This is a genomic window from Arthrobacter melezitosi (assembly GCF_054511055.1).
The window spans coordinates 1-20,919 of the sequence record NZ_JBTNDJ010000002.1 but is presented as its reverse complement, the minus strand read 5'-3'; the positions used below and the strand labels follow the sequence as shown (position 1 = coordinate 20,919).

Below are 20,919 nucleotides of genomic sequence, written 5' to 3'. Positions count from 1 at the left end.
GCCGCGGGCTCAGGTGTCGAGCAGCGCTGCGGCGCGGGCGAGGACCACCTCGGCCACCTCGCGTTTGGTGCCCTCGACCGGAAGGGCTTCGGTGCCGTCGGCGGCGAGGATGACGGCGGCACTGGTGTCGGCGCCGAAGACCAGGTCCCGGCCCACGACGTTGAGGACCAGCAGGTCGCATCCCTTGCGTTTGAGCTTCAGCTGGGCGTGCGTCAGCGGGTCGGTGTCGGGGTCGCCGGTTTCGGCGGCGAAGCCGACGATCACCGCCGGGCCGGCCGATCCGGCGCGCCGGAGAACGCTTTCGTGGAGGATGTCGGGGTTGCGCACCAGGTGAAGGAGGGGCTCGGCGTCGTCGTCGGTCTTCTTGATCTTCGATCCGGCCATCTCGGCCGGGCGGAAGTCGGCGACGGCCGCGGCCATGATCAGCACGTCCGATTCCGGGAGGGAGTCCAGGACGGCGCTGCGCAGCTCCAGTGCGGTCTCCACCCGGGTGAGCCGCACCCCGGCCGGGGGCGGCACCTCGATGGCGGCCGCGATGAGGTGCACCGCCGCGCCGGCGGCCATCGCCGCCTCGGCCAGCGCCATCCCCTGCTTTCCCGACGAGCGGTTGCCCAGGAAGCGCACCGGGTCCAGCGGCTCGCGGGTGCCGCCGGCGGTGATGGTGACGGTCCGCCCGGTCAGGGGGCCGGGGATCCCGGTGCGGCTGCGGTGGAAAGCCAGTGCGGCCGCGAAGATGTCGGCGGGTTCGGGGAGCCGTCCCGGTCCGGAGTCGGACCCTGTGAGGCGCCCGGTGGCCGGCTCCATCACCTGGACCCCGCGGGAGCGCAGGAGGGCGACGTTGGCGGTGGTTGCGGCGTGCCGCCACATCTCGGTGTGCATGGCGGGGGCCATAAACACCGGCCCGGAGGCCATCAGCAGCGTGCCGGTCAGCAGGTCGTTGGCCAGCCCGGCGGCGGCGCGCGCAAGGATGTCCGCCGTCGCCGGGGCGACGACGATCAGGTCGGCCTCATGCCCGAGCCGCACGTGGTTGACCTTGTCGACGTCGTCGAAGACGCTGTTGCTCACGGGGCGGCCGGACAGGGCCTCCCAGGTCGCCGCGCCGACGAACTTGGTGGCGTTCTCCGTTGGGATGACTGTGACTTCGTGGCCCGCCTCGGTAAAGAGGCGGAGGAGGGATGCGGCCTTGTACGCCGCGATCCCTCCTCCAACGCCGAGGACTATCCTCACGTTCGAATCCTGCCCGTCGAAGCCGTTACTCGGCCTGCTCCATGGGGGCCGCGACGAGCATGCCCTCATCGATCTCGCGCAGGGCGATGGACAGCGGCTTCTCGTTCAGGCGGGTGTCGACCAGGGGGCCGACGTACTCGAAGAGCCCCTCGTGGAGCTGGGAGTAGTAGGCGTTGATCTGGCGTGCGCGCTTGGCACCGTAGATCACCAGGGCGTACTTCGAGTCCGATGCCTCAAGGAGCGAATCGATCGGCGGGTTGATGATGCCTTCGGGCTGTGTTGACACGGAATGACTCCAAAAGATAGGCGTTACTTGAGCTGCTACTTATTCATGGCCTGCGCTTTAGCGCTGCAGGGGGCGCAGTCCCATCAGCGAAACAAGCTCGTCAGCCGCGTGTTCGACACTGTCATTGACCACGGTGTGGTCAAACTCCGGTTCGGCGGCAAGTTCCAGTTTAGCCGTTTCCAACCGATGCTGCTGTTCCTCGGTGGTTTCGGTGCCGCGGCCGATCAGCCGCCGGACCAGTTCCTCCCACGTGGGCGGGGCGAGGAACACGAAATTGGCCTCCGGCATCGTCTCCTTCACCTGCCGGGCACCCTGCAGGTCGATCTCCAGGAGCACGCACCGGCCCTCGTCCAGGGCCTCCTGGACGGTGCTGCGCAGGGTGCCGTACCGGTTGCGGCCGTGGACCACGGCCCACTCGAGCAGCTGGCCGTCCGCCACGAGGCCGTCGAACTCCTCCGGTGAGACGAAGAAGTAGTGGACCCCGTGGACCTCGCCGGGGCGTGGCGGCCGGGTCGTGGCCGAGACCGAAAGCCACACGTCGGGATAGTTGTCCCGGATGTAGGTTGAAACGGTTCCCTTGCCCACGGCCGTTGGCCCGGCCAGTACTGTCAGCCGAGGCTTCGACACGTAGTTCCTCACTTACTGGCAGAGCCAGGGTTTTGATCGTTCAAATGGTCAATGAGCGCTTTGCGCTGGTGGACGCCCAGCCCGCGCACGCGGCGGGTGGGGGCGATGCCGACGGCGCTCATGATGGCCGCCGCCCGTACGTCTCCGACGCCCGGGAGGGCCTTGAGCAGGTCGATCACCTTCAGACGCCCCACGGCTTCGTCATCGGTGCTGCTCTGGATGACTTCCGCTACTGAGACTTTACCTGCTTTGAGCCTTGACTTGATTTCGGCGCGCGCCGCCCGCGCGGCGGTGGCCTTCTTCCGGGCCTGAGTTCGTTCGACGTCCGTCAAAGGCTTCAGGCTCACAAGTGCTCCCTGCAGTAGACGGCAGCCGGAGAAGTGCCGGTCACCGCTGGTCTTGTGGAATGGGCTGGCTTTGAACCTATCGCCTCGCTCGGCCCAAAATCAATCCACTGCCGCGAGCGGATCCAGTTCCCGCCGGGCGGAGCGGGCGGCCTCCCGCAGCCGTGCCGGATCCGGGCCCGCCGCGAGGACGGCCCGGCTTGACGTCGGCAGGACCAGGGACCGGGCGGCGCCGAAGCTCTCCTCGAGTTCCCGCGCCCCGGCGCCCTGCGCGCCCACGCCCGGGGCCAGGATCGGTCCGTTCAGCGCGTCCAGCCCAAGGCCCAGGGACCGGACCGCGTCGCCGACGGTGGCCCCGATGACCAGGCCGACGGACCCGGGGGCACCGGCCGCCTGCGCCGCCCGGTTCTCGGCGGCGGCGGCCGCCACGATCCTGCGCGCCACCGAATCCGACCCGCCGGCGTGCTGCACGGAGGCGCCCTCGGGGTTCGAGGTGAGCGCCAGGACGAACACGCCCCGGCCGGTGGCCGCCGCGAGCTCGAGGGCCGGGCGCAGCGCTTCGAATCCGAGGTACGGATTGAGGGTCACCGAGTCGGCGGCCAGCGGGGAGCCCTCCCCCAGCCAGGCCTCGGCGTAGGCGGTCATCGTTGAGCCGATGTCGCCCCGCTTGGCATCGGCGATGGTGAGCACGTCCTGCTCCGCCGCCCGGGCCAGCAGCGTCTCGAGCACGGCCATGCCCCGGGAGCCGTGCCGCTCGTACAGGGCCACCTGCGGTTTCAGGGCGGCCGCCTCCGGGCCGAGGACCTCCAGGGCCGCCAGGGAGAACCGCTCAAGGCCCGCCGGGCTGTCCGGCAGGTCCCAGGCCGCCAACAGGGCCGGGTGCGGGTCGATCCCGATGCACAGGCCGCCGCGGCGCCGCCGCGCGGCCGCGAGGCGCACCCCGAACGGTTCGCGGGGCGCGCCGGCGGGGCGGGTGCCGGTGCTAGGAGGCATGCTGGGCCTCCGTGGAGGCGCGCAGGTTCGCCGCGTGTTCCTGGAGGCTGGTCACCGACCATTCGAAGGAGCGCATTGCCTCGATCGCCTGCACGGCCGCCCCGACCTCGGGGATGGTGGTGACGACGGGAAGCCCGTACGAGGTGGCCGCCGCACGGATCTCGTAACCGTCGCCGCGCGCCTGCCCGCCGGAGGGGGTGTTGATGATCATGTCGATGCCGCCGCCGGTGATCAGGTCGACCACGGTGCCCGTGCCGTCGGCCCCGGCGCCCTCGGCGACCTTCCGCACCGTGGTGGCGCTGATGCCGTTGCGCCGGAGCACATCGGCGGTGCCGCCGGTGGAGACGATCTGGAAGCCCAGGTCGACGAGGCGCTTGACCGGCAGGATGATCGAGCGCTTGTCCCGGTTCGCCACGGAGACGAAGACCTTGCCCGAGGTCGGCAGGGCCGCGTTCGCCGCGGCCTGGCTCTTGGCGAAGGCCGTGTCGAAGTACCGGTCGATGCCCATGACCTCGCCGGTGGAGCGCATCTCGGGGCCGAGCAGGGAATCGACGACGACCCCTTCGGGGGTGCGGAACCGGCTGAAGGGCAGCACGGCTTCCTTGACCGCCACCGAGGCGTCGAAGGGCAGCGACCCGCCGTCGCCCTGAAGCGGCAGCAGGTGGTGGTCGTTCCGCAGCTCGGCGATGCTGACCCCGACCCCGATCAGGGCCGCCGCCTTGGCGAGCTGCACGCCGGTGGCCTTCGAGACGAACGGCACAGTGCGGGAGGCGCGCGGGTTCGCCTCAAGGACGTAGAGGATGTCGGAGGCCAGGGCGAACTGGATGTTGATCAGCCCGCGCACCCCGACCCCCTCGGCGATGGCCAGCGTCGCCGTCCGCACCCGTTCGAGGACGTCGGCACCCAGGGTGATCGGCGGCAGCACGCAGGCGGAGTCGCCGGAGTGGATGCCGGCCTCCTCGATGTGCTCCATGATCCCGCCCAGGTACATCTCGGTGCCGTCGTAGAGGGCGTCGACGTCGATCTCGATGGCGTCCTCGAGGAACCGGTCGATCAGCACCGGGTGGTCGGGGGTGATCTCGGTGGCATTGGCGATGTAGCGCGAGAGGTTCGGCTCGTCGTACACGATCTCCATGCCGCGGCCGCCGAGCACGTAGGAGGGGCGCACCAGGACGGGGTAGCCGATCTCGTCGGCGATCTTCTTGGAGTCCTCGAAAGAGACGGCGGTGCCGTTTTTCGGGGCGATCAGCCCGCCGGCGTCGAGCACCCGGCTGAACGCACCGCGGTGTTCGGCCAGGTCGATGGCCTCCGGCGAGGTGCCGAGGATCGGGATCCCGGCGTCGGCGAGTTCCTGGGCGAGCTTCAGCGGGGTCTGCCCGCCGAGCTGCACGAACACGCCCATCACTCCCCCGGTGCGCTCCTCGGCGGCGATCACCTCGAGGACGTCCTCGAGGGTGAGCGGCTCGAAGTACAGGCGGGTGGAGATGTCGTAGTCGGTCGAGACCGTCTCGGGGTTGCAGTTGATCATCACCGTCTCGTACCCGGCCTGGCGCAGCGCCATGGAGGCGTGCACGCAGGAGTAGTCGAACTCGATGCCCTGCCCGATCCGGTTGGGACCGGAGCCGAGGATGATCACCGAGGGCTGGGCGTGGTCGGCCACCTCGTCCTCCTCGTCGTAGGAGGAGTAGTGGTACGGGGTGTAGGCGGCGAATTCGGCCGCGCACGTGTCGACGGTCTTGAAGACCGGGCGCACGCCGAGCGCGTGCCGGACCCCGCGCACCACGGCGTCGGGGATGTGCCGCAGGGCGCCGATCTGCTCGTCGGAGAACCCGTGGCGCTTGGCGAGGCGCAGGACGTCCTCACTGAGGTTCGGGGCCGTCCTCACCAGTTCGGCCGTTTCGTTGAGCAGCACCAGCTGGTCGAGGAACCACGGGTCGATCCCCGTGGCCTCGTGCAGCTGCTCGATGGTGGCCCCGCCCAGCAGCGCGCGCTGAACCTGGGCGAGCCGTTCGGTGGTCGGCCGCTTCGCCGCCTCGATCAGGCCGGGGACCTCTTCGGCCGGAACGGGGGCGAAGGAGAGCTGGGAGCCCTTCTGCTCGAGGGAGCGCAGCGCCTTCTGCAGCGCCTCGGTGAAGTTCCGGCCCATGGCCATGGCCTCGCCCACCGATTTCATGGTGGTGGTCAGGGTGGTGTCGGCGGCGGGGAACTTCTCGAAGGCGAAGCGGGGCACCTTCACCACCACGTAGTCGAGGGTCGGCTCGAAGGAGGCCGGCGTCTTCTGCGTGATGTCGTTCGGGATTTCGTCGAGGGTGTAGCCGAGGGAGAGCTTGGTGGCGATCTTGGCGATGGCGAAGCCGGTGGCCTTGGAGGCCAGCGCGGACGACCGCGAGACGCGCGGGTTCATCTCGATCACGACGACGCGCCCGGTGGAGGGTTCGATGGCGAACTGGATGTTGCACCCGCCCGTGTCGACGCCGACCTCGCGGATGACGGCGATGGAGATGTCGCGCAGGCGCTGGTACTCCCGGTCCGTCAGGGTCAGCGCCGGGGCCACGGTGATGGAGTCACCGGTGTGCACCCCGACCGGGTCGAAGTTCTCGATGGAGCAGACCACAACGACGTTGTCGTTCTTGTCCCGCATCATCTCGAGTTCGTACTCCTTCCAGCCCAGGATGCTCTCCTCGAGCAGCACCTCGCTGGTCGGGCTGTACTGGAGGCCCTGCCCGACGATCCGGCGCAGGTCCGCCTCGGTGTAGGCCAGGCCGGAGCCGAGGCCGCCCATGGTGAAGGAGGGCCGCACGACCATGGGGTAGCCGAGGTCCCCGGCCGCGGCGAGGGCCTCCTCGAGGGTGTGGACGATGACCGAGCGGGCCGATTCGGCACCGCAGCGTTCCACGACGCCCTTGAACTTCTCCCGGTCCTCCCCCAGCTCGATCGCGGCGATGTTGGCGCCGATCAGCTCGACGCCGAACTTCTCGAGGATTCCGTTCTTGTCCAGGGCGATGGCGGTGTTCAGCGCGGTCTGCCCGCCGAGGGTGGGAAGGAGCGCGTCGGGGCGTTCCTTCTCGATGATCTTGGCGACCACCTCGGGGGTGATGGGTTCGACGTAGGTGGCGTCGGCGAACTCCGGGTCCGTCATGATGGTCGCCGGGTTGGAGTTGACGAGGATGACCCGCAGGCCCTCCTCCTTGAGCACGCGCAGGGCCTGGGTGCCGGAGTAGTCGAATTCGGCGGCCTGCCCGATCACGATGGGGCCTGAGCCGATGACCAGGACGCTCTTGAGGTCGGTTCTGCGGGGCATCAGTTCTCTTCCTGGGGGGTGCTCGATGAGGTGCGCTGCCCGGCGGCAGCCATCAGGTCGATGAAGCGGTCGAAAAGGTAGGCCGAATCGTGGGGTCCGGCGGCCGCTTCGGGGTGGTACTGGACGGAGAAGGCGGGAAGGTCGAGGCACGCGAGCCCCTCGACCACATTGTCATTGAGGCTGATGTGGCTGACCTCGACGCGGCCGAAGCCGCCGTGCGGGGCCTCGACCGGGCCGTCGAGCGGGGCGTCGACGGCGAAGCCGTGGTTCTGGGAGGTGATTTCGACCCTGCCGGTGCGCCGGTCCAGCACGGGCTGGTTGATGCCGCGGTGGCCGTAGCGGAGCTTGTAGGTGCCGAAGCCGAGGGCCCGCCCGAGGATCTGGTTGCCGAAGCAGATGCCGAAGAACGGGATCCCCCGCTCCAGGACCCTCCGCAGCAGCTCCACCTGGACGTCGGCGGTGGCGGGGTCCCCGGGCCCGTTGGACATGAACACCCCGTCCGGGCCGGCCGCGGTGAGCTCCTCGAAGGAGGTGTCGGCCGGGAAGACGACGGTGCGGACCCCGCGCTGGGCGAAGTGCTTCGGCGTCATGGTCTTGATGCCCAAATCGAGGGCGGCGACGGTGAACCGGGGCTCGCCCTCCCAGCCGTTGTCGGCCGGTTCGACCGTGTACACCGCCTCGGCGCTGACTTCCTCGGCCAGGCGCGCTCCGGCCATCGACTGCTGCGCCTGGACCTGCTCCAGCAGCTGGGCGGCGGGCAGCGCGGCCGCTGGGCCGGAGAAGATCCCTGCCTTCATCGCCCCGCGCTCGCGCAGGTGCCGGGTCACCGCGCGGGTGTCCACGCCCTCGATGCCGACGACGCCCTGGTCGCGGAGCTGGGCATCGAGGCTCAGCTCGGAGCGCCAGTTGGAGGGGCGGCGGGCGGCGTCGCGCACGATGTAGCCGGCGACCCAGATCCGGCGCGATTCGGCGTCGTCGGCGTTGACCCCGGTGTTGCCGATGTGGGGCGCGGTCTGCACGACGAGCTGCCGGGCGTAGGAGGGGTCGGTGATGGTCTCCTGGTAACCGGTCATGCCGGTGGCGAAGACCGCTTCGCCGAGGGCCGTGCCCTCGGCGCCGTAGCTGCGGCCGCGGAAGGACCTGCCGTCCTCGAGGACGAGCACCGCCGCTGACGGGGACGTGGAGGGTTCGTTCACTGAAAGTTCCTGCCTTCGGGATTGTTCGGGGGCGGGGTGCCCGGGGTGAGGGCGGCGACCGCCGCGAGAAGTTGGGCCTTGTCGGTAGCGTGGCGGGTGCGGAACCCGGTGTCGACCCCTTCGCCGTTGAGCCGCCAGGAAAGCACGACCAGGCCGTTCCTCTCGACGAACTTGCCGGTCATGCCCGACTCGAAACGGACGCCGGTGAGGTCGCTGCGGGGCACATACACGTCGGGGGCGCCCCGGCGGGCGAGGAGGACGCCGTCGGGGTGGACGGTGGCGACAGCCTCGGAGCGTACGCCCAGGCCGTGGACGGCGATGCGGTCGAGCCAGTCGCCGGCCGTGGTGGTGGCGACGTACTGGCCCTCCGTGCGGTACAGCACCGGACCGGGATCCTCCGGCGCCGCCGGCGGGGCGGGCACCGCCGACTGCCGGCGCAGCCGGTTGCGCCAGCCCAGCGCCATGAGCGCGAAGACGCCGCCGACAATGAGCAGGGTGAGGCTGAGGGGGGCTAGCCAGTCCACGCAGTTTCCTTTGCAGCCGGGGAAAGCGGCGCGTTGAGGGCGCCGTCGAGGACGGTGGGGTGGCCGCGGTAGAACGTCGCCTGGACCCGGCCGGGCAGTTCAAGCCCGGCGAAGGGGCTGTTGCGCCCCATGGTTGCCATCTTGGCGGGGTCGACCGTCCACCGTGCCGCGGGGTCCACCAGGATGAGGTTGGCCGGCTCGCCCTCCGCCAGCGGCCTGCCCTGGTGGGCCAGCCGTCCGATCTCCGCGGGCCGGGTGGAGGTCACCCGGGCGAAGCCTTCCCAGTCAAGCAGGCCGGTCTCCACCATGGCGTGCTGGACCACCGACAGCGCCGTCTCGAGGCCGGTCATGCCCATGGCGGCCTGGGCCCACTCGCAGTCCTTGTGCTCGCTGGGGTGCGGGGCGTGGTCGGTGCCCACGGCGTCGATCGTGCCGTCGGCGAGGGCGGCCCGCAGGGCCTGTACGTCGTCGGCGGTGCGCAGCGGCGGGTTCACCTTGTAGACGGGGTTGTAGCTGCGCACGAGGTCGTCGGTGAGCAGGAGGTGGTGGGGGGTGACCTCGGCGGTGACGCGGATGCCGCGGGCCTTGGCCCAGCGCAGGATCTCGACCGACCCGGCGGTGGAGACATGGCAGACGTGCAGCCGGGAGTTCACGTGCTGGGCCAGGAGGACGTCGCGGGCGATGATGCTCTCCTCGGCGACGGCCGGCCACCCGGTCAGGCCGAGGACGGCGGAGACGGTCCCCTCGTTCATCTGGGCGCCTTCGGTCAGGCGGGGCTCCTGGGCGTGCTGGGCGATCACCCCGTCGAACGCCTTGACGTACTCGAGGGCGCGGCGCATGAGGACCGGGTCGGAGACGCAGATGCCGTCGTCGGAGAAGACGCGGACCGTGGCGCGGGATTCGGCCATCGCGCCCAGTTCGGCCATCCGTTCGCCGGCCAGGCCGACGGTGACGGCGCCGACGGGGCGGACCTCCACCCAGCCCGAGCGCTCCCCGAGGCTGTACACCTGTTCGACGACGCCGGCGGTGTCCGCCACGGGCGAACTGTTGGCCATGGCGTGCACGGCGGTGAATCCGCCCAGCGCGGCGGCGCGGGATCCGGTCTCGACGGTTTCGGCGTCCTCGCGGCCGGGCTCGCGCAGGTGGGTGTGGAGATCGACCATGCCGGGCAGGGCGATCAGCCCGTCGGCGTCGATCACCGTGGTTCCGGGGCCCCGAAGCGCGCCGGGGCCGACCCCGGCGATGCGTCCGTCCCGGATGAGCAGGTCCTGGCGGGGTCCGCCGAGCGGGGAGGCACGGCGGATCAGGTACCCGTTTCCGGGTGTCGGTTCTGCACCGGTCATGCTGCGGGCTCCTTCGAGGGGGAAAGTAGGAGGTGGTTGGGGGTGGGCGGCTCAGGCGGGTCGCCGTGGTCGCCGCCGGCGAGCAGCAGGTAGAGGGCCGCCATGCGCACCGAGACGCCGTTGCGCACCTGCGCCAGGACGGTGGAGCGGACCGAGTCCGCCGCAGCGGCCGAGATCTCCAGGCCGCGGTTCATGGGTCCGGGGTGCATCACCACGGTGTCCCCGAGTCCGAGGGCGTCGAGCGCCGCGAGGCGTGCGTCGTCGAACCCCCAGCGCCGCGAATACTCGCGGGTGGAGGGGAAGAACGCCGCGTTCATCCGTTCGGCCTGCAGCCGAAGCATCATGACGGCGTCGGGCCGTTCGGCGAGGGCCTCGTCGAGGTTGTACCGCACGGTGCAGGGCCAGGCGTCGACCCCCACCGGAAGGAGGGTGGGCGGGCCCACCAGGGTGACCTCCGCACCGAGCGTCTTCAGGAGCCACACGTTGGAGCGGGCGACGCGCGAGTGGAGGATGTCCCCGACGATCAGGACCCGCATGCCGGTCAGGTCGCTGCCGGGAGAGGCCGTGCCGGCGACCTGGGCCCAGTGGCGGCGGAGCGTGAACGCGTCGAGCAGCGCCTGGGTCGGGTGTTCGTGGGTCCCGTCGCCGGCGTTCAGGACGGCCGCGTCGATCCAGCCCGAGGCGGCCAGGCGGGCGGGGGCGCCGGAGGCGGGGTGGCGGATCACGACGGCGTCGGCACTCATCGCCTCGAGGGTCTGCGCCGTGTCCTTGAGCGATTCGCCCTTGGACACCGAGGAGCCCTTGGCGGCGAAGTTGATCACGTCCGCGGAGAGGCGCTTGGCGGCCGCCTCGAAGGAGATCCGGGTCCTGGTTGAATCCTCGTAGAAGAGGTTCACCACCGTCCGCCCGCGCAGGGCGGGCAGCTTCTTGATTTCGCGCTCGCCGACCGCCGCCATTTCCTCGGCGGTGTCGAGCAGGCGCAGTGCGTGGCGCAGCGGAAGGTCAAGGGTGGAGAGGAGGTGTTTCACGCGCCGCCCTCGATGACCACTTCGTTCACGGGCCGCCCCGCGGCCGTGTCGATCTCCTCGAGGTGCACGCGGACCCGCTCCGCGGAGGAGGTTGGAAGGTTCTTTCCGACGTGGTCGGCGCGGATCGGCAGCTCCCGGTGCCCCCGGTCGACGAGGACGGCGAGGCGCACGATGCGGGGCCGGCCCAGGTCGGCCAGCGCGTCGAGGGCCGCGCGGATGGTCCGCCCCGAGTACAGGACGTCGTCGACGAGGACCACCACCTTGTCGTCGATGCCCGACGGCGGCAGCTGGGTGGCCCGCGGCGGCCTGGTCGGGTTGCGTTGGAGGTCGTCCCGGTACATCGTCACGTCCAGCTGGCCGGTGATGGCCCGGGGGTCCACGGCGGGATCGACGGCGCCGATGCGGCGGGCGAGGCGCTGGGCGAGCGGGTAGCCCCTGCGGGGGATCCCCAGGAGCACAAGGTCGGAGGAGCCTTTGTTCGCTTCGAGGATTTCGTGGGCGATGCGGGTAAGTGCGCGGTCTATATCGGCTTCGGCGAGAACAACGCGCGGTGCGGCTCCGGCATGCGGTGCGGGCACGGTCATATCACGCTTCCTCCTTCCCCGCCTCACAGGACGGCATTTAAAGGTTGGTTGCGTTGTCAAAACTATCACAGGAGGAGGTGCGAATAATGTTGGCGTATGTCGCTCTACGACCCCTCCGGCCCCCGTTCCGGCCGCCCCCGCCTGCAGGGCCCCGGCTGGTGGGAGGCCTCCACCCAGCACCCGGCCCCGCCGGCTCCCCCGTGGGACCGGCCCGCTCCCCCGCCTCCGGTCTGGGACCGCCCGGTGCGGCGTGGGGCGGGTGCCCTCAATGCGGTCCTGCTGCTCATCACGGCCCTGGTGCTCGCCGCGCTCGTCTGGTTCCTCTCACAGTCACTCGGCACGGCGGCGCTGGTTCTCTGCGCGGTCCTGGCGCTGGTGCCGCTCGGAATCTGCGCCCTCGGCCTCGGCTGGATCGACCGCTGGGATCCGGAGCCGCGCGGTGCGCTGCTGTTCGCGTTCCTGTGGGGCGCCGGCATTTCGGTTGTGGTGACCCTGGTGCTCGGGAACTACGTCCTCGGGGTCCTGAGCGTCGCCCTGGACTCCACCCCGACCGACATTCTCGGCCCGGTCCTTCAGGCGCCGGTGGTCGAAGAGTTCGCAAAGGGCCTCGGGGTGCTGGTCCTCGTCTACTCCCGGCGCAGCCACTTCGACGGGCCGGTGGACGGAATCGTCTATGCCGGCACCGTGGCGGCGGGCTTCGCCTTCACGGAGAACATCCTCTACTTCAGCTCGGCGGTCCTGGAGGCGGGGAACGTGGCCGCCGTCGTGGGGGTCTTCGTGCTCCGGGGGCTGTTCTCCCCGTTCGCCCACGTGATGTTCACCGCCGCGCTGGGCTTCGTCGTGGGCGGGGCGGTCAGCCGCGGAGGCGGTTCGGCCCGGGTGCTGCCGGCCTTCGTCGTGGGCCTGGTTCCCGCCATCGCCGGGCACATGCTCTGGAACGGGGGCACGGTGCTGCTGTTCAACGACTTCTTCTCCTTCTACCTGCTGGTGCAGGTGCCCCTGTTCTGCCTGGCGGTCGTCGCGGTCGTGCTGATCCGGCGGGCGGAACGACGGCTGACAGAGTCCCGGCTGGGCGACTACGTGGACGCCGGCTGGTTCACCCCGCAGGAGGTGTCAATGCTGGCCACGCGCCCGGGCCGGACGCAGGCCCTGGCCTGGGCCGGGAGCTTCGGAGCCCGGAGCGAGATGAAGGCATTCATCCAGGCCTCCACCCGGCTCGCGTTCACCCGCCAGCGGATGGTCAACGGCCGCCCCGGCGGCAGGCATGCCGCCGAGGAACGGGCACTCCTGGATTCGGCCGCGCAGCACCGGGCACGGGTGTTCAGTCGAGCCTCCACGGCCCGGCCCTGAGGCCTGACCGGCGGCCCGTCCGGCCCGCCCCCGCGCGTGCCGGACACCCCGTGCTCCCCACCGTTCCGGCCGGTGTGCGGGTGCGCTGCGGAACCGGTCCTTTCGGCCCTAGTACCGGCCTGTGCGGGTGATTAGCATGCTGAACATGCGTTCAGCCGGTGTCCCAATCGGCGCGGACCGGTCCGAGGACCGGACGGCCCGGGCCCGTCTCCGCGATGACGCGGTCCGGCTGTTCGGACGCGACGGGTTCCGGGTGGGGCTGCGCGCCATTGCCCGGGAGACCGGGGTCAGTCCCGCCCTGGTCCTTCACCACTTCGGCTCGAAAAACGGCCTCAGGGAGGCCTGCGACGACTACGTCCTCGAGCAGATCCGCTCCTACAAACGCCACGCCGTGGGCGGGCCGCCGTCGGAGAGCCTCGTGGGCCTGGCCACGGTCGAGGAATCGGCCCACCTCCTCGCCTACGCGATCCGCTGCCTGCAGGAGGGCGGTTCCGCCGCCGGATCCTTCCTCGACCACTTCGCCGAGGAGGTGGAGGCGTGGCTCGCCGAAGGGGTCCAGGCCGGCACGATCCGGCCCTCGCGCAACGAAAGGGCCCGCGCCCGCTGCCTGACGCTGCAGGGGTTCGGCTCGGTGCTGCTCGATCTCAGCGTGCATCCTCCGCAGGACCCCCGGGACTTCCCCGCGATCCTGCGCGGCTATCTGGACCGGCACGCAATGCCGACCCTCGAGCTCTTCGCCCAGGGGCTCACCACCGACCGGTCGATGCTCGAGTCGTACCTGATGTACGTCCCGGATCCTCCGCCGGAAGAATCCGCCAGTTGACCCCGGCCCTTCTTCCCCAAGGAGCATTCCGTGAACCCTGTCATCGATGTGCAGCAATTGAGCAAGAACTTCGGGGCCGTGCGCGCCCTCGACGGACTCGACCTCGCCCTCGAAGCCGGGGAGGTCCACGGCTTCCTCGGCCCGAACGGAGCCGGCAAGTCAACCACGATCCGAGTCCTGCTCGGAGCCGCGAGGGCGGACTCCGGCACGGTGCGGCTCTTCGGCGAGGATCCGTGGAGCCAGGCGGTACGGCTGCACCGGCGGCTTTCCTACGTCCCCGGCGATGTGAACCTTTGGCCGAAGATCACCGGCGGTGAGGCCATCGACCTCCTGCTGAGCCTGCGCGGAGGGGCCGACCGGAGGCGCCGGGACGACCTGCTGCAGCGTTTCGACCTGGACCCGAGCAAGAAGACGCGCACCTATTCGAAGGGAAACCGCCAGAAGGTGGCGCTTGTCGCGGCGCTTGCCAGCGACGTCGAACTCCTCGTCCTCGATGAACCGACCTCCGGCCTGGACCCCCTGATGGAGAGGGTGTTCCAGGACTGCGTCCGGGAGGCGAAGGCGGCCGGACGGACGGTGCTGCTCTCGAGCCACATCCTCGCCGAGGTCGAATCCCTCTGCGACCGGGTGACGATCATCCGTCAGGGCCGGACGGTGCGGTCCGGCGCACTGAGCGAACTGCGGCACCTCGCGCGGGCTGCGGTGTCCGTGGTCTGCGGGAGGGACCCGGCCGGCGTGTCGCTGCTGCCCGGGGTCCACGACGTCCGGCGGGACGGCGAGCGCCTGCTCTTCAGCGTGGAGGACGGCGCCCTGCCCGAGGTGCTGCGGTATCTGCTGCCCCTGGACATCCGCAGCCTCACCACGACGCCGCCGACCCTCGAGGAACTCTTCGTCCACCAGTACAGCCCCGACGCGGAACGGGCCAGGTCGTGACCGCCGCCGCCCCGGTGTCCGCGCCCCCAGGGCTGCGGGCCCGGCCCGCCGGCAGCCCCCTCACCGGAACGGGCAGGCTCTTCCGCTTCGCCCTCCTGCGCGACCGGCTCCGGATCGCCGCCTGGGCGCTGGCCCTCGGGGGGCTTGTCGGGTATTTCGGCGCGGTCATCCCCCTGGCCTACGGCGACCAGGCGGCCCTGCAGAGCCGGGCGGCGATCATGAAGGACCCCTCCGCCGCGCTGCTCTCCGGACCGGGCTACGGGCTGGAGCACTACACGCTGGGGGCCATGCTCGCCCATGAGGTCCTGGGCCTGCTGGCGGTCGCCGCGGCGCTCATGTCGGTGTTCCTCGTGGTCCGCCACACCCGGGCCGAGGAGGAAAGCGGCCGCGCCGAGCTGGTGCGCGCCGGCGTCGTCGGGCGGTACGCACCGCTGACGGCCGCCCTCGGCGCACTGCTGGTGTCCAATCTTGCGGTCGCCGCCGTCCTGGCGGCCGCGATGCTCGGCAACGGTCTTGCCGCTGCAGACTCGGCCGCGCTGGCCCTCGGCGTCGGCGGCGTGGGCGTTGTCTTCGGCACCGTGGCCGCGGCCACCTCCCAGCTCAGCCAGACGGCCCGGACCGCCACCGGGCTGGCGGGCGCGGTTCTCGGGCTCGCGTACCTGCTCCGCGGGATCGGCGACGCCCGGCGGATCGGCGGAAGCGCGTTGTCGTGGCTCTCCCCCATCGGGTGGAGCCAGCAGACCCGGACCTTCGTCGACCTGCGCTGGTGGCCGTTGCTGCTGGAGCCGGCGCTTGCGGCGTTCCTCTGCCTGGGGGCGTACCTGCTGGTGTCCCGCCGGGACCTTGGGGCCGGGCTGCTCGCCGCCCGCGGCGGGCGGAGCCGTGCCACCCGGGTCCTTGCGACGCCCGCGGGGCTGGTGCACAGGGCCGAGCGCGGCAGCATCCTCGGCTGGTGCCTTGGCCTCTTCACGTTTGCCCTGCTCACCGGGTCGATGGGCCAGGCCATCGTCGAGAGCTTCGAGGCCCAGCCCGGGCTCGCCGCGGTCATCGGCGGCCCGTCGGGCGGGGACGTCCTGCGGTCGGCGCTGTCGGCCTTCCTGAAGTATTTCGCGATGGCGGTCGCGGTCCACGCGGTTCTCACGGTTCACCGGCTGCGCTGGGAGGAGGACTCCGGCCGGGCCGGGCTTCTGCTGGCTGCCGGCGCCGGCCGGGTCCGGCTGCTGCTCAACCACCTGGCCGTCACCCTTGGAGCGGACATCGTGCTGTTGCTCGCCGCAGGTTTCGGCCTCGGAGCCGGTGCGGCCTCAACTGTGGGAACCGGGGCCGCGGACCTGCCGCTCCAATTCACCGCGGCGTCCCTCGCCTACCTGCCGCTGGTCTCGGCTTTCGCGGCCCTGGCGGCCCTGGCCTACGGGCTGCGGACGGGCTCGTGGTGGGTCTGGCTGCTCCTGGTCTCCTCGCTCGTGATCGGTCTCTACGGACCGATCCTGCGGCTTCCGGAGTTCCTGCTCGATGCCGAGCCCTTCGGACTCGTACCGGCTGTCCCGTCGGTTCCCCTGGAGGGCGGTCCGCTGCTGTGGATGGGGGCCGTCGCCCTCGTGCTGCTCGCCGCGGCGGCCGCGGCATTCCGCCGCCGCGACCTCAGCGCGTAGGCCCGCGCACCGCCGGGGCCCATGCGGGTGGAGGACCCCACGTTCCCCGCCCACCGGCCCGGTCCGGGGTTCTGCCCGGTGCCCGGGCGGCCCCACGGGAGGACCGCCCGGGCCGGGCAGCCACGCCGGCCCGGATACCCCGGGCCGGCGTGCGGCCTAGCGGGCCGTCGCGGCGTCGGGCGCTGCCGGAACCGGCTGCGGCGCAGGCCTGCTGTAGGAGTCGGCTTCCTCGAACGTACCGCGCGGGGTTTGCAGGCCCCGCAGGCCGGCGGCGTCGCGGCCGAGCCAGAGGTTGTTCCACCAGCCCCACAGCACCCGCCACTTCCGTTCCCAGGTCGGAATCGCCAGCACGTGGTAGCCGCGGTGCATCAGCCAGGCCGGGAACCCCTTCACGACGACCGGGCCGGACTGGAAGACCCCCGAGCCCAGGCCCAGGGTCGCCACGGCGCCGAGGTTGCGGTGGAAGTACTCCTTCGGCTCACCTCCGCGCAGGGTGTGGCGCAGGTTCCGCGCGAGCAGTTTGCCCTGCCGGATGGCGTTCTGCGCATTCGGGACGGTGAAACCGCCGACGCCGCCTCCGGACAGGTCGGGGATGGCCGCGATGTCTCCGGCCGTCCAGGCGTCCGCAACCGGGGCTTCAGCGGTGCCGACCCGCAGGTCGGCGCGCGCCCTGAGGCGTCCGCGTTCGTCGATGGGGAGGTCGGTGTGCCGCGCGACGGCCGGGTTTGCGAGGACCCCTGCGGTCCACACCAGCAGTCCCGTTTCGAACGTCTCCCCGGTGGAGAGGCGGATCGTTCCGTCGACGGCGGAGACGAGCTGGGTGTTCAGGTGGATCTGCGCGTCGCGGGCGGCCAGGTGCTGAAGCACCCACCTGCCGGTCTCCTCGGACACCTCGGGCATGATCCGGCCGGTCGCCTCGATCAGGTGGAAGTGTGTCTCGGCCAGGCTGAGCTCGGGGTAGCGCTTCAGTGTCGCCGTGGCTAGGGCCCGCAGCTCGCCGAAGGATTCGATGCCGGCGTATCCCCCACCGACGAACACGACGGTCAGCAGCTTCTCGCGGGCCGGGCCCGGCGGAAGCGACGCCGCGGTGTCGATATTGCGCAGCAGCGTGTCACGGATGTACACGGCTTCTTCGATGTTCTTCACGCCGATGGCCTGGTCGGCGACGCCGGGGATCGGGAAGGTACGGCTCACAGCGCCGCCGGTGACGACGACGGAGTCGTACGTCTCCTTGCTTTCGTGCCCGTCCGGGAAAAGCAGCGTGGCGGTCTTCGCGGCGTGGTCGAGGTAGCTGACCTTCGCGGTGAGCAGCCGCGTCTTCTTGAGGTGCCGGCGGTGGACGATGACGCTGTGCCGGGCCTCGATCGATCCGGCCAGCACCTCCGGCAGGAACGGCTGGTACGTCATGTAGGGCAGTGGATCGACCATCGTGACCTGCGCCTCGCCGGGTCGGAGGTACTTCTCCAACCGCCAGGCGACATAGAAACCGGCGTAACCGCCACCGATGATGAGGATTTTGCGCATTGTGATGCGCCTCCAATTTTGTTCTGGTACTGCTGAAATGGGCACCTGTAGCGCCGGTGCCCGGGCGGAAGAACCGGCCCCGCCGGATGGCGGGGCCGGAACGCCGGCCTTGCGGGTCGGAGTATCGGACCGGGGAAGTCCCCGGTCCGCGGCGGACGGCGGGGCGCCCAGGCGCACCCGCCGTCAAAGGTTAGGGGTCGACCTGGTAGGCGCTGCTGATGGCAACGCGGTTGTAGCTGTTGATGACCACGGCCACCCACGACACGGCGGACACCTGGCCCGGGGTCAGGTGCGCGGTGGCGGACTCGTAGAGTCCGGTGTTCCGGTAGGAGTCCCGGATGTCGGTCATGTATTCGGCCAGGGCCAGCGCCGACCGTTCCTGCTCGTCGAAGTAACCGCTCTCCCGCCAGGCGGGCAGCACGCTCAGCCGTTCGGCACTCTCGCCCTTCGCCAGGGCGTCCTTGGTGTGGATCCGGAGGCAGAACGCGCATCCGTTGATCTGGGAGACACGGATCTTGATCAGTTCGATCAGCAGGGGCGAAAGGCCTTCTTCGAGTGCGGCCTTATCCGCTGCCTGCGACACCCCCGCCAGTGCCTTGTAGGGCTCCCGGTGTTCCGTTCCGATATTGGTCCGCTGGGGATGTGCCTTGCTGGTCATGGTGTCCGTTCCTTCGGTGCTCAGGTGTTGCGGCGCTTGTGACGCGCGTATCAGCGCGCTGGTCCTACTATCGCGCATGGGCACCTGGGCGGACGAATGGATGGGACGAAGTGGCACCGATCGTTCCATCGAGCCGGCCGATGATCAGCGGAGCCCGCCTAGTGGTGGGTCCGGAAGGCCTCCCGGTAGGCCGGGGTGGCGGTCCCGTCCACCGCGAACCGGGTCAGGGCCCTGAGGAACGGCCCGTCGACGTCCTGCCCGGTGGCGATGAGCCGGTGGTGGAGGGCTCCGTAGACGGCGTCGACCACCACCACCAGGTCGACGTCGTCCCGGACCTGGCCGCGGCGCTGGCCCCAGCCCAGGATGGCCAGGAACCCCTGCCGGCGCTCGCGCAGCAGGGTCTGCCGGAACTGCAGTGCGAACTCCTCGTTGTGGATCGCCTCCGCCAGCAGGTTCGCGACCGTCGAGGCCGCCCCGCCCACCTTGAGGCAGTAGGCGAGGGAGACGAGGTAGGTGTGGAGGTCCCGGCCCACATCGCCGGTGTCCTCGACCGTGGTGAGCAGGTTCGTCTTGTAGGTGAAGGCCTCGAGGACGAGCAGCTGGCGCGACGGCCAGTACCGGTAGAGGGTCGACTTGCTCACGCCCGAGGCCCGGGCAACCGCGTCCACGGTGACGGCGTCGTAGGACAGGCGGTCCACAAGGGCGCTGGCGGCCTTCAGGACGCGTGCGCGCACCTCGGCCTCATGGGAAGCAATCAGCGGGTGGGCCGGATCGGCCCGGCTGCGCTGCGCCACCCGGACACCGGCCGCCCGCGCGCCGGCCGTGGAATCCCTGAATGCACCCATTGGAAAGTCCCGAACCTCTCGATTTCCGTAGCCCTGCACTTTACACCCGCAGGGCGAACCGGCCGCGCGCTCCGCTCGCGCGGAACGGGACCGCCTCCACCGCGGGACCTCCCCGGTGGAGGTCAGGATGCCGCATGCCACGTACCGAGCCTCCCGCGCAGATGCGTGAGGCTCCTCCGGATGTGGCTCTTGACGGTCCCCAACGGGAGGTCGAGCAGCAGCGCGATCTGCTGGTGCGTCAGGTCCTCGTAGAAGGCGAGCCGCAGGATGGAGCTCCGTGGTTCCCCCAGCAACTGGAGTTCCGTGTCCAGGACCACGCGGTCAGTCACCGCGTCGACTTCGCGTGCGGCATTCCATGAGTGCCGCGGCTCGCCGGCCATCCGGAAACGGGCCACCAGGTGGATCTGGCGGTTCCTCGCGGACAGGCTGTCAAGGACGACGTTCCGGCAGATGCCGAGGATCCACCGTGGAACCGAGCCGAACTGCGGGTCGAAGCTGTCCCGGAACCGCCACGCCCGCATGAACACGTCCTGCGTGATGTCGGCGGCCACCGCACGGTCCTCAAGGGATCTCAGCGCGACCTTGTAGACCAGGGGCGCGAACCGCCGATAGGCGGCGGCCAGGGCATCCTCATCACCCGCGGAGAAGTTGGCGTCGAGTTGCGTCGTCCACTCAAAGGCTGGAGGGGTCACGCTTCGCTCCTAGCGCACAGTGCCGGGCCCAGCACCGCGCTGCGGACGGCCCTATCCTCCGCTGCCGTTCCCGACCCTCAAGCCGTCGGGAGTCTCGCTGTTCGGCGGCGGGGACCGCAAGGATGCCGCGTTCAGAGCGGCGAGGCTGTGAGGACTACATTATCCTCGTAATCGCCCTTCTCGGGCAGCCATTTTCCGCCGCACGTGATGACCTTCAGCTGGGCCGGGCCGTCGCGCCGAAAAATCTCGGAACCGTTGAGTGTAGCCTTGGGCACGTTCCGCACATCGGTCACCTCGTACCGCAGTGACCGTCCATCCGCAAGACCTACAGTGATAATGGCGCCAGGCTGCACCTTCCTGAGTTGGGCGAAGGGCAGCACTTCGGTCTGGCTGTCAACGTGGGCGGCGATGACGGCGTTACCGGTGTCCGAGCCGGGCGCTGGCCCGTAGCGGTACCAGCCGGCCTCCCAGAAGCTGTCCGGGATCTCCATAGCGTCGTTCCTGTCAACGCCCACGCCGACCACGCCGACGGAGATGTCGGTGTTGGCGATGGCAAGGGAGACCGGGGGCACGGGCGCCGGCTCGCCGGCGGGGTCGGCCGGTCGGACGGGGATCTCGCCTGGGGGAGGCAGCACGGGGGCGGGGGGCGCCGGCGGCGCCGCGTCCACCGGCTTCCGCGTGGGATTTGCCTCGGGCCTAACGGGCGGGGACGCCGGGCCCGCGGCCTGCCCCGTAAGCGCCGCCGCGGGCCCGGCAACGGAGGCCTGCTGCGGCGCAGCCGGGGAGGACCATACACTCACCGAACACGCGATGGTGAGGACGCCGGCCGCGATCGACGCCGCGGTCAGTGCGAGGGATTTTCGTTGTTGGTGCACGGGTTGGGTTCCTCGGTGGTGCGCTGGGCGGGGGGGGGGGGTGTTTCGGGGACCCCCCCCCCCCACCCCCCCCCCCCCCCCCCCCCAGTTTCCCTCCCCCTCCCCCCCCCCCCC

General features: G+C 70.7%; 20 protein-coding genes. 4 read left to right on the top strand and 16 right to left on the bottom strand.

The window, feature by feature from the left end; translation table 11 throughout:
• Nucleotides 1–9: 9 nt before the first annotated feature.
• The 11 genes from coaBC to pyrR all read right to left on the bottom strand — a co-directional run bounded on the left by coaBC (nucleotide 10) and on the right by pyrR (nucleotide 11,453).
• Entirely contained in the window at nucleotides 10–1,227 is a 1,218-nt protein-coding gene (coaBC, locus tag ACX80W_RS02805) for a bifunctional phosphopantothenoylcysteine decarboxylase/phosphopantothenate--cysteine ligase CoaBC (protein ID WP_459280245.1), read from the bottom strand.
• 25 nt (nucleotides 1,228–1,252) lie between these two features.
• Entirely contained in the window at nucleotides 1,253–1,513 is a 261-nt protein-coding gene (gene rpoZ, locus ACX80W_RS02800) for a DNA-directed RNA polymerase subunit omega (protein WP_120165450.1), read from the bottom strand.
• A gap of 57 nt (nucleotides 1,514–1,570) precedes the next feature.
• Entirely contained in the window at nucleotides 1,571–2,140 is a 570-nt protein-coding gene (gene gmk / locus ACX80W_RS02795; protein ID WP_459280242.1) for a guanylate kinase, read from the bottom strand.
• Between the two features lie 8 nt (nucleotides 2,141–2,148).
• The gene (gene mihF / locus ACX80W_RS02790; protein ID WP_459280240.1) at nucleotides 2,149–2,487 is read right to left on the bottom strand and encodes an integration host factor, actinobacterial type; all 339 of its coding nucleotides are present in this window, start codon (nucleotides 2,485–2,487) and stop codon (nucleotides 2,149–2,151) included.
• A gap of 99 nt (nucleotides 2,488–2,586) precedes the next feature.
• Entirely contained in the window at nucleotides 2,587–3,477 is an 891-nt protein-coding gene (gene pyrF, locus ACX80W_RS02785) for an orotidine-5'-phosphate decarboxylase (protein ID WP_459280238.1), read from the bottom strand.
• Complete coding sequence (carB, locus tag ACX80W_RS02780) at nucleotides 3,467–6,778, bottom strand: carbamoyl-phosphate synthase large subunit (protein ID WP_459280236.1); 3,312 nt, start codon at nucleotides 6,776–6,778, stop codon at nucleotides 3,467–3,469. Before carB ends, pyrF begins: the two co-directional genes overlap by 11 nt.
• Complete coding sequence (gene carA, locus ACX80W_RS02775; RefSeq protein ID WP_459280234.1) at nucleotides 6,778–7,974, bottom strand: glutamine-hydrolyzing carbamoyl-phosphate synthase small subunit; 1,197 nt, start codon at nucleotides 7,972–7,974, stop codon at nucleotides 6,778–6,780. The genes carB and carA overlap by 1 nt, the downstream gene beginning before the upstream one ends.
• Entirely contained in the window at nucleotides 7,971–8,498 is a 528-nt protein-coding gene (locus ACX80W_RS02770; protein ID WP_459280232.1) for a PH-like domain-containing protein, read from the bottom strand. The genes carA and ACX80W_RS02770 overlap by 4 nt, the downstream gene beginning before the upstream one ends.
• A complete protein-coding gene (locus tag ACX80W_RS02765) occupies nucleotides 8,486–9,841 on the bottom strand; it encodes a dihydroorotase (RefSeq protein ID WP_459280230.1) in 1,356 nt (451 codons plus the stop codon). Before ACX80W_RS02765 ends, ACX80W_RS02770 begins: the two co-directional genes overlap by 13 nt.
• Nucleotides 9,838–10,869 carry an aspartate carbamoyltransferase catalytic subunit gene (locus tag ACX80W_RS02760; RefSeq protein WP_459280228.1) on the bottom strand — a complete coding sequence of 344 codons (1,032 nt, stop codon included), beginning with the start codon at nucleotides 10,867–10,869 and terminating at the stop codon, nucleotides 9,838–9,840. The genes ACX80W_RS02765 and ACX80W_RS02760 overlap by 4 nt, the downstream gene beginning before the upstream one ends.
• On the bottom strand, nucleotides 10,866–11,453 hold the full coding sequence (pyrR, locus tag ACX80W_RS02755; protein WP_459280226.1) for a bifunctional pyr operon transcriptional regulator/uracil phosphoribosyltransferase PyrR: 588 nt from the start codon (nucleotides 11,451–11,453) through the stop codon (nucleotides 10,866–10,868). Before pyrR ends, ACX80W_RS02760 begins: the two co-directional genes overlap by 4 nt.
• Nucleotides 11,454–11,549: 96 nt before the next feature.
• Between pyrR and ACX80W_RS02750 the strand changes: the two genes are divergently transcribed.
• The 4 genes from ACX80W_RS02750 to ACX80W_RS02735 all read left to right on the top strand — a co-directional run bounded on the left by ACX80W_RS02750 (nucleotide 11,550) and on the right by ACX80W_RS02735 (nucleotide 16,211).
• On the top strand, nucleotides 11,550–12,803 hold the full coding sequence (locus tag ACX80W_RS02750) for a PrsW family intramembrane metalloprotease (protein WP_459280224.1): 1,254 nt from the start codon (nucleotides 11,550–11,552) through the stop codon (nucleotides 12,801–12,803).
• 145 nt (nucleotides 12,804–12,948) lie between these two features.
• A complete protein-coding gene (locus ACX80W_RS02745; protein ID WP_459280222.1) occupies nucleotides 12,949–13,626 on the top strand; it encodes a TetR/AcrR family transcriptional regulator in 678 nt (225 codons plus the stop codon).
• A gap of 30 nt (nucleotides 13,627–13,656) precedes the next feature.
• Nucleotides 13,657–14,559: an ABC transporter ATP-binding protein gene (locus ACX80W_RS02740; RefSeq protein WP_459280220.1), complete on the top strand. Its 903-nt coding sequence runs from the start codon at nucleotides 13,657–13,659 to the stop codon at nucleotides 14,557–14,559.
• Nucleotides 14,556–16,211 (top strand): ABC transporter permease, encoded by a 1,656-nt coding sequence (locus tag ACX80W_RS02735; protein ID WP_459280218.1) that lies wholly within the window; start codon nucleotides 14,556–14,558, stop codon nucleotides 16,209–16,211. Before ACX80W_RS02740 ends, ACX80W_RS02735 begins: the two co-directional genes overlap by 4 nt.
• Before the next feature lie 156 nt (nucleotides 16,212–16,367).
• Here ACX80W_RS02735 and ACX80W_RS02730 read toward each other — a convergent pair whose 3' ends face one another.
• The 5 genes from ACX80W_RS02730 to ACX80W_RS02710 all read right to left on the bottom strand — a co-directional run bounded on the left by ACX80W_RS02730 (nucleotide 16,368) and on the right by ACX80W_RS02710 (nucleotide 20,805).
• Complete coding sequence (locus tag ACX80W_RS02730) at nucleotides 16,368–17,735, bottom strand: NAD(P)/FAD-dependent oxidoreductase (protein ID WP_459280216.1); 1,368 nt, start codon at nucleotides 17,733–17,735, stop codon at nucleotides 16,368–16,370.
• Nucleotides 17,736–17,925: 190 nt separating this feature from the next.
• Nucleotides 17,926–18,393: a carboxymuconolactone decarboxylase family protein gene (locus ACX80W_RS02725; protein ID WP_459280214.1), complete on the bottom strand. Its 468-nt coding sequence runs from the start codon at nucleotides 18,391–18,393 to the stop codon at nucleotides 17,926–17,928.
• Between the two features lie 158 nt (nucleotides 18,394–18,551).
• A complete protein-coding gene (locus tag ACX80W_RS02720) occupies nucleotides 18,552–19,238 on the bottom strand; it encodes a TetR/AcrR family transcriptional regulator (protein ID WP_459280212.1) in 687 nt (228 codons plus the stop codon).
• Nucleotides 19,239–19,360: 122 nt separating this feature from the next.
• On the bottom strand, nucleotides 19,361–19,930 hold the full coding sequence (locus ACX80W_RS02715; protein ID WP_459280210.1) for an RNA polymerase sigma factor: 570 nt from the start codon (nucleotides 19,928–19,930) through the stop codon (nucleotides 19,361–19,363).
• Between the two features lie 131 nt (nucleotides 19,931–20,061).
• Nucleotides 20,062–20,805, bottom strand: a complete 744-nt coding sequence (locus ACX80W_RS02710; RefSeq protein WP_459280208.1) for a class F sortase — start codon at nucleotides 20,803–20,805, stop codon at nucleotides 20,062–20,064.
• Between the last annotated feature and the right edge of the window lie 114 nt (nucleotides 20,806–20,919).